7 protein-coding genes are annotated in these 6102 nt (G+C 42.6%); 1 reads left to right on the forward strand and 6 read right to left on the reverse strand.

The genetic code is table 11. The features are described 5' to 3' along the window. Positions 1 to 130: 130 nt before the first annotated feature. The 3 genes from HWQ37_RS01895 to HWQ37_RS01905 are packed head-to-tail and all read right to left on the reverse strand — an operon-like array spanning position 131 to position 2591. Positions 131 to 724: a hypothetical protein gene (locus tag HWQ37_RS01895; protein WP_292743070.1), complete on the reverse strand. Its 594-nt coding sequence runs from the start codon at positions 722 to 724 to the stop codon at positions 131 to 133. 51 nt (positions 725 to 775) lie between these two features. Beyond that, positions 776 to 1789 carry a ParB/RepB/Spo0J family partition protein gene (locus HWQ37_RS01900; protein ID WP_292743072.1) on the reverse strand — a complete coding sequence of 338 codons (1014 nt, stop codon included), beginning with the start codon at positions 1787 to 1789 and terminating at the stop codon, positions 776 to 778. Beyond that, positions 1767 to 2591 carry a ParA family protein gene (locus HWQ37_RS01905; protein ID WP_292743074.1) on the reverse strand — a complete coding sequence of 275 codons (825 nt, stop codon included), beginning with the start codon at positions 2589 to 2591 and terminating at the stop codon, positions 1767 to 1769. Before HWQ37_RS01905 ends, HWQ37_RS01900 begins: the two co-directional genes overlap by 23 nt. 195 nt (positions 2592 to 2786) lie before the next feature. Here HWQ37_RS01905 and HWQ37_RS01910 point away from each other — a divergent pair, with 195 nt between their 5' ends. Beyond that, positions 2787 to 3677: an Rpn family recombination-promoting nuclease/putative transposase gene (locus HWQ37_RS01910; RefSeq protein ID WP_292743076.1), complete on the forward strand. Its 891-nt coding sequence runs from the start codon at positions 2787 to 2789 to the stop codon at positions 3675 to 3677. A gap of 60 nt (positions 3678 to 3737) precedes the next feature. On the opposite strand, the gene HWQ37_RS01915 is transcribed toward HWQ37_RS01910, so the two are convergent. The 3 genes from HWQ37_RS01915 to HWQ37_RS01925 all read right to left on the reverse strand — a co-directional run. Further along, the gene (locus HWQ37_RS01915) at positions 3738 to 3986 is read right to left on the reverse strand and encodes a hypothetical protein (protein ID WP_292743078.1); all 249 of its coding nucleotides are present in this window, start codon (positions 3984 to 3986) and stop codon (positions 3738 to 3740) included. 11 nt (positions 3987 to 3997) lie between these two features. Beyond that, positions 3998 to 5389: a strawberry notch C-terminal domain-containing protein gene (locus tag HWQ37_RS01920; RefSeq protein WP_292743080.1), complete on the reverse strand. Its 1392-nt coding sequence runs from the start codon at positions 5387 to 5389 to the stop codon at positions 3998 to 4000. Next, the coding region (locus HWQ37_RS01925) for an RNA-guided endonuclease InsQ/TnpB family protein (protein WP_292743082.1) at positions 5390 to 6102 on the reverse strand (713 nt) is incomplete at its 5' end. It abuts the gene before it with no gap.

Here is a 6102-nt window from a genome sequence, read left to right on the forward strand (position 1 = left end):
AGCAGTAGTAGTGCTGCAACTAGTTAGTGTCAGTGCCGTTAGTGCAGTTATTATTGAGGGTAAAAATCTCATTTGCATTATCAATTGTGGATATCTTTCACCAATCAGTCTTGATTTTGGAAGTATGCCATCATTGCTGCCAAGGCGAAGGTATCGCTGTTGTCGAAAGCACCTGACCTGTTGTTAATCTGATCGCCGTCTGCTCACAATTAGGACATTGGATTTTCAACTGAACAAGCGAAGGACGACCCTTGTATTCTCCCATCACAGGCTCTCCAGTATATTCGCTAATTATTCCCTGTTGACAGTGATAGCACTCGAATATGACACGCCCCACTGAGGAGTTACAATCCAAAAACTGGATATGTTGACAGCATTCTGGTGGTAACTCTTCTTCATCATCGCTCTTTGTCAATTGACCCTGTTGCTTGGGCTGTTGCGGTGATTTGGATTTTCTCTTGTCAGAAGAGGTACGTTCTGGTTTACTTTTCTCTAAATATTGCGGTTTTTCAGCAGCATTCGGCTTTGACCTTAAAGGAGATATCACCTCTGCTTGGGCTGGCTGCTCAACTGACAGCAGATCAACACTGGGAGTAATGTCAGGCTGAGAGGTTGGCTGCTGTTTCTCTACTGGTTTATAAGCAACAAGGTCTAGCTTTGGGCTTTGGTCGTTGGGTTCGGGTTGTGGTAATGGTGTTTTTGACGGACGTTGAGTAGATTTCATGGACATCTTGATTTCAGTGGACTTGCCGAAGTAGTAGTTTCCAATTTTCTGTTAATCCGCTAACAATGATTCTAGTTGTTCTAAAAGACTTGCAATCTTCTTAGCTTTTTTGGGATCTGACCACTGTGAAGACTTTAATATTTTCTGAGATATGTCTTGAAATTCTCTCTTCAAAGAAGGAGGCTCCTGATCCTTCGTCTCTTTGATCCAATCACGAATATCTGCTAAAGATAATTTCTCAGCAATCGCTTTTTTCAACAAACTAGCTCTTTTAGCTTTGTCTTTCAGTGTGGCGATCGCTCTAGCTTTAGTGTATTCTATTTGCCCAGAACGTAGTACTTCTATTACGTCAATTGGCATATTCAGTAGAGGTAGCCGACTGACGCGAAAGCTTTCTGGTGATAGCTTACCTACCGTCATAAAGACACTCTCTACAATCTCCCACTGCTTACGGAAAACATTTTCCGTGTTTTCATCTGACCACTCAACTTTCTTTTTATCTAAATGTGCTTTTCTGTTCAATAAAGCAATTACTTCTTTGACAGTACAATCCATTTGCCAGGAAAGTAAATTTAGTATTCCTTCTGTTTCCTCTATTGGATTTAAATCTTCTCGTTGTAAATTTTCCAATAAGGATAGCTTTAGAGCCGAAGCGTCATCGACGTTTAATATCAGAGCAGGAACTTCTATTAAGCCTGCATTTCGTGCTGCACGATAGCGACGCTCACCCGCAATCAATAAATACTTCCCGTCCCGCTCAGGACGCAACCACAATGGTGATTGGACTCCCACTTCTTTGATAGAAGCAGTTAACGTAGCAAGTTTATCTATATCGAAATAACGGCGTACTTGTTCAGGATTGCAAACAATTTTATCAATTGGTACAGCGAATTTAGCAGTATTATCGTCAATGCTCTCACTTCTTGCTAGTGCTTGTAATTGAGCATTTAGTGATTCTAGTTCAGCAATACGCTGTTGTGATTGAAGTAATTGTTCTTCAAATTCTGCTACTTGTGCATTAGCAGAGAAATAGTCATAACTCTTATTTTGTCCCTTGGTTGTCACCCTTATCCTCCTGCAATATAGCTGATAATTCTTGGCAGATAGGATGAAGATCCTTGATAGCTTTATGTGTTGAGCGATGCAAATGCAAAGGGATGCCTTTTCCAGAAGCATTACTGAATTCGCAACAGTAGCGGACGTGCGGATAACATTTTATCTTTAAAGGCGAAAGCATTTCTGGTAACTGACCGAGCAAATCCCTTTGCGCTGCTTCGCCACTGTCATACTTAGTAGGTACAAATCCTAGTATCTGGGGCTGGGGATTTAAGCGCAACTTTTTACAAGCCCCTCGGTACCAAGACAGCAAAACATTTGCCCCTGTTAATGATTTGGGACTAAGTTCAACAAGAATTAACATATGCGTAGCTACTGCCAGTGCGACATCATTGAGATTACCCAATGTAGCAGGACAGTCCAGAATCACCAGTTGGTGTGGCAAAGGAAAATCTTCAAACCTGTCTGCCAAAACATATTCCCGGCGATTACGAACTGCCAAATCTGACCCAACTTGAATCATTACTGGCCCACCCAAGCATATTTGTAATTTACCTTTCGGCTTTCCCCATTCTGGCATCAGTAAAGGCCAGTTACCATCAAAATCCTCGCTGAATACTGCGGCGATTGTTTGCTCTAATGGTGGGTCTTTGTCTAATCCACAAAACTGACTCATGGAAACGTTAGTATCTAGGTCGAGTAGCACAACGTCAAAGCCGCGCTTTGCCATTTCATAGCCAATATGAACAGCTAGTGTAGTTTTGGAAACTCCTCCGGCATTGGCCCCAATCCAGAGAACAACTTGTTTCATCTATTTGCAATTTCGTATGCTTGCGTTTTGTTATACTCTATCTTTCAAACGAAATCAAGTTCAACGCTCGTTATTCAGGCTCAAAAAGCAACTTGGAACTATACGGAAAACGTTTTCCGTCCCCAATAAATTTCACGTCGCACGCCCCTGGTGTCAGCTACGCTATATCTGCCCCGTGTTGGAGGAGTTGCTAGAATGATTGACCATGACAGGCTTTTCAAAGAATTAATATCTACATTTTTTGTTGAGTTTCTCGATTTATTCCTGCCTCAAGTAGCCAGCCAAATAGACCGTGATTCTATCCAGTTTTTACCCCAAGATGTATTTACTGATGTCACATCTGGCGAAAAGAAAGAAATTGATTTGCTAGCGCAGGTGCGTTATCAGCAACAGGAAACTTATTTTTTAATTCACGTTGAAAATCAGTCTTATACTGAGTCAGAATTTGCCAAGCGGATGTTTAAGTATTTTGCACGCTTGCATGAAAAATATGATTTACCAATTTATCCAGTTGTGATTTTCTCCTTCGACGAACCAAAACGTGCCGAACCTCAAAATTATCGTGTCACGTTTCCCGATTTAAAGGTGCTGGAATTTCAGTTTGCAGCAATTCAATTAAATCGCCTAAGTTGGCGGGATTTTTTAACGCAGCACAATCCAGTGGCGGCGGCTTTGATGGCGAAGATGAATATTGCGGTGTCAGAACGTCCGCAGGTGAAGGCGGAATGTTTGCGGTTACTGACAACTTTAACGTTAGATCCAGCACGAATGCAATTAATTTCGGGGTTTATTGATACTTATTTGCGGCTTGATGATACTGAGAAGCAGGTTTTTCAAGCGGTGATTAGTACAATGGGATTAGATGAACGGGAGGAAGTTATGCAGATTGTAACAAGTTGGCAACAAGAAGGTGTGGAAATCGAAAGAAGGGAAACAATTTCGACGCTTTTAAAAGTACGTTTTGGAAATTTAGATAGTGAGTTAGAGGCAATTATTCCTCAGTTAATGCAGTTATCTAGGGAAGAATATCTAGGCTTACTTTTACAGGCTGACCGTGAAGAATTATTATTGCGGTTTCAAAGGTAATCGTAATTTAATAAAAGCGAGTGTGCCATTTAGTACATTTACAGAATTTGTTTTGCTACTTCAGTTCAACTCAATATTATGACTGCTAATATGGTGTCCATCATGTGATGGCTCATGTTTTCTGTGAAGTAATCGTTCCCTCTCCAAAATCATAACTTCTAGCTCACTGGCACGTTCTTCTGAAAGTGGAAATATCTCCTCCCCTGTCTTTAGATTACCTCGACAAATCGTCTGCTTACCTTCATTTCGGACAATAAAATCACACTCGTGTTTGAGCGAAAAATAAGCTGATGTATTTATTAGATACATCAGCTTTTGACTTATCCCAAGATTTCAATCACAGCCGCTAGAATAGCTGGTGCTTTGTCTGAAACTGGAATGAATACCCGCTTTTGCCAGTTGATGATCTCGGTGAAGCAACCCACAGCTAAGAGTCGCTCTGCCAGTGAGATAGCATTAACCAGTTCTATGCGAGGTTCATTAGCAACGAAAGACCGCCGCAGCGTAATTCCTCCTGGTAGTTGCTGTGTATATCTCTGGTTCAGTACCAGCTTCACAAGTTCTTCTGGAGAAAGCAGCTGATTTCTTAGTCCAAGTTGTTCGCGCACGGTTTGAATATCGTGAGCATTCACCACTCGACCAAGTATCTTTTGTCCATCGCTGGTTTGTAGTCGGAATACTCGACTATTTTGCTGTGGTAGTATCTTCCAAATCGGTAGCAATATTCCTGTCATTAAGTGCAGGTAATCGGTTGTGAACTTAGGCAGTGCGTCTACTTCAGTAGACCAAGCAGCAGCAAACGCATCAATAGAAATAGAAACTTGCTGCCAAGTGGAAGATTCCAAGTCTTGGACTGGTACGCGAGTTTCTTTCTGTGGGCGAATCAGCAAAACTCTTGGGACAACTCCACCTTCAGAGTCGTATATACTATGTGTTGGAATTGACACAGCAGCATTGCCTGACTTGGAGTTGATCATGAGCTTTCCTTGATATTGAGTTGCGAACTCCAACATCTCTTCGGCAGTTTTGATGTTATTCTTCTGTGTGCGTTCCACTTTCAAGTAATTGGTGACACTACCAGTTTGAGCATGAGTGTACACAGCTTCCGGGCTCTCAACAGTAAAGCGTTCAGCCCGTAAAGTTTCCACACCCATCTCATAGACACCATTAGCGATCGCTGCTTCAATCTGCTGACTTAGCAACAACTCAAAACGCTCGAAAATGATGTTTTGCATATCGATGCGTAAAGCCAGCAGCCGATTAAGGAATTGCCGCAATGGGGGCAAGTCGATCTTCATCCCGCCTTCGTAGGAAGTCAGCGATAAACCCGTCATTTGCTCGAATTTCCCCAAAGACACTTCGTAAAATCGACCTTGAAATATTTGCTTGAACAGTTCGTACAAGGCATACTCTGCATACTGAGATTCTAGGTTATCCTTTGTATCAAATATCCCATTGCCACCCGTCTGCCGTTGACCGCGAGTAAGAGCGCCCAAGCTATCGAGCCTTCGAGCAATGGTTGAGATAAAGCGGCGTTCACCGATGACGTTAGTGGTAACAGGTCTGAACACGGGTGCAGATGCTTGGTTGGTTCTGTGCGATCGCCCCAACCCCTGGATTGCGTTGTCTGCTCTCCAGCCGGCTTCAAGCAGGTAGTGCGATCGCCGGCGACGATTCACAGCGTTAAGGTCAGCGTGTTGACACTCCCCCAATTATAAATTTGGGGATTCTTGCGTCTTCGGGATTCCAAGGAATTTACCCTCAGCAAGCATCTTGACCGTATGCCCTACGGCTGCAAGTCCTCTCACAAGAACTACTTGGGCAGCTGCCACATCTCTATCATTGCTATAGCCGCAATTCAAGCAAATATGAGTACGTTCTGAAAGCTCTTTCTTGCCTGTATTGGTTCCACAATTAGGGCAAGTTTGGCTAGTTTTACGACTGTCTACTTTCTGAAAATAGACACCACGCTTAAGACAAGTTTGCTGTAGTATGTTGAAGAATTGACCGAATCCAGCGTCTAAACAGTGTTTGCCCAGTATTCCACGGGATAAACCAACTAAATTCAAGTTTTCAACAAACACCATTCCGACATCGTTGCAGATTTGGTGAGACAGTTTAGAGTGCCAATCTTTGCAGCAACGAGCAATGTACTCATGAAATTTTGCTACTTTCTTTTGAGCTTTCTTCGAGTTGTTCGAGCCAATACGTTTTCGAGAGACGCGCTTTTGCAGCAATTTCAGCTTGCTTTGGGCATCAACAAAAAACCTTGGACGCTTGAGTGTTAGCCCATTGGAAGTTGCGATAAAACTTGTTAATCCTACATCAATTCCTACTGCTTCACCGTGAGGTATTGGTTGTGGTACATCTCTGACGGGGCGACAAACAAGGCTGAAAACAAGACCGTGTAAAGAATGTAACGATG

It is taken from the genome of Nostoc sp. NMS4 (assembly GCF_017115095.1).
GTDB lineage: Bacteria > Cyanobacteriota > Cyanobacteriia > Cyanobacteriales > Nostocaceae > Nostoc.